The following is a 2,184-nucleotide window of genomic DNA, read 5'->3' on the forward strand; positions in this document are numbered from 1 at the left end:
CCTCGACCTCTCCTGGGGCGATGGGCGGGGGGCGCGGCTTCTGATCCCCCGGCCGCAGGAGCCCCTGGGGCGGGGAATCGAGACGGTGCGCTTCGCCGACGGCGCAAGCCTGTCGCTCGCCGAGTTGATCGCCCTCGCGCCAGAAGCGCCTGCCTTTGATCCGCCCGCGGACACGGTCTACCCCTTCGAGCGCGGGGCGGGGCGAGTGGTGATCGACGATCCCGCCGTGACCGAGATCGCCTTCGGGGCGGGCATCGTCCCCGAGATGCTCTCCTTGACCTTGGGGTCGCTGGTGATCCGCGTGGGGAACGAAGGCGACGAGCTCCATTTCCCCCGTTTCGACCCCCGGGATGCCCAGGGTTCCGCGCCTTTCCAGCGGCTGCGCTTTGCCGACGGCACCGGGATGACTTATGGGGCGCTCATCGAGCGCGGCTTCGACCTTGCGGGCACCGCGGGCGATGACGTGATCGCCGGCACGAGCGTCGCCGACCGGATCGAGGGAGGCGAAGGCGACGACGCCCTCTCCGCAGGCGCGGGCGACGATGTCCTGGACGGCGGCCCCGGGGCGGATCGTCTCGTCGGTGGCGCTGGGAGCGACACTTACCGCTTCGGGCGTGGGGCCGGGGAAGACCGGATCGAGGACGTCGATCCGAGCGGCATCGATCAGGACATCCTGGCGCTCGGACCCGGCATCGGCCCCGACGAGCTCATCATCACCCGGGAGGGAGCCGACCTGCGGCTGCGCCTGGCCGGAAGCCAAGACAGCGTCACCGTGCATCGCGGCGCGGAAGCGGGCTTCGGGCTCGAAGCCGTCGCCTTCGCCGACGGCACCCGGTGGGACGCCGCCACGCTCGAAGACCGGGTGAACGACGCGCCGGTATGGGTGCAGCCCCTGGAAGACCAGCAAGCGCTGGAAGATACGCCTTTCCGCTTCACGCTCCCTCTGGAGGCCTTCTCGGATCCCGACGCGTGGGACCGGCTCAGTTATTCGGCGACGCTTGCCGATGGCTCTGCCCTTCCCGCCTGGCTCGGCTTCGACCCGGCCACCCGCACCTTCGCCGGCACGCCGGGCAACGAAGACCTGGGCCCCTACGCCATCCGGGTGAGGGCCACCGACCTGGCCGGGGCGAGGGCTTTCGCCGACTTCCATCTCCTTCTGCCCCGCTCGCCGGACCGGGCCCTCGTGGGCACGGCCGCGCCAGAGCGGCTCGTGGGCGGCACGGGCCACGACACCCTCTCGGGCGAAGCGGGCGACGATGGACTGGAAGCGGGCGCCGGCAACGATCATCTGAGCGGCGGGGCAGGCGCCGACTTCCTGCGGGCTGGCAGCGGCGAGGACACGCTCCACTTCTTCGCCGACGCCCGCTGGGGCGCTCGCTCCCGGGCCCTCCATGCGGGCAGCCCGGGCAGGCCCGGTACAGGCCAAAGCATACCCATCCAGGGCAAGGGGCGCTCCCACGACGTCTTCGATGGGGGCGAGGGATTCGACACGCTCATGGGGACCGACCGGGCGGAGGCGATTTTCCTGGACGATGCCTTCAGTCCCAGCCTCCGGGGAGGGCCGCGGCTTTCCGGCATCGAGCGCATCATTCTGGGTGCGGGTGACGACGTGGTGGACCTCACGAGCGAAACGTACGCCTACGGGAGCGTGAGCATCGAAGGCGGTGAAGGGCGCGACACCCTTTGGGCTTCCAGCGGCGACGATGGGCTCGAGGGCGGGCCTGGCAACGACGCACTCTCGGGCGGTGCCGGGGACGACACCCTGGTGGGGGGTGCGGGCGACGACCGGCTCGAGGGCGGCCCGGGCAGCGACCTCTACCTCTTCGGGCGTGGGCACGGGCGCGACCGGCTCTTCGAGCAGGACGCGACCGCCGGCCCCACCGACACCGTGCGCTTCCTTCCCGGCATCGCCCCGGAAGCGCTCTGGTTCCGGCGCTCGGGGCACGATCTGGAGGTGCGCCTCCTGGGCTCCCGCGACCGGCTCCTGATCGAGGACTGGTATCGGGGCGCCGAGCACCGGGTGGAGCGCTTCGAGACGGCCGAGGGCCGGGGGCTGTGGGAGGCCCAGGTGGAGCAGCTCGTGCAGGCGATGGCCGCCTTCGCCCCGCCCTCCATGGGCCAGGGAACGCTGCCGCCGCAGTACCAGCAGGCGCTCGAACCGGTGATCGCGGCGAACTGGCAGTA

The 2,184-nt window shown here is 71.7% G+C and carries 1 protein-coding gene; it reads left to right on the forward strand.

Going from position 1 to position 2,184, the window contains the following annotated elements:
* Positions 1-2,184: calcium-binding protein (locus tag ACTFO6_RS17210; protein ID WP_439935663.1), on the forward strand; the 2,184-nt coding region annotated here is incomplete at both ends.

Source organism: Pelomicrobium sp. G1, assembly GCF_051905455.1.
In the GTDB taxonomy this organism is placed as follows: domain Bacteria; phylum Pseudomonadota; class Gammaproteobacteria; order Burkholderiales; family UBA6910; genus Pelomicrobium.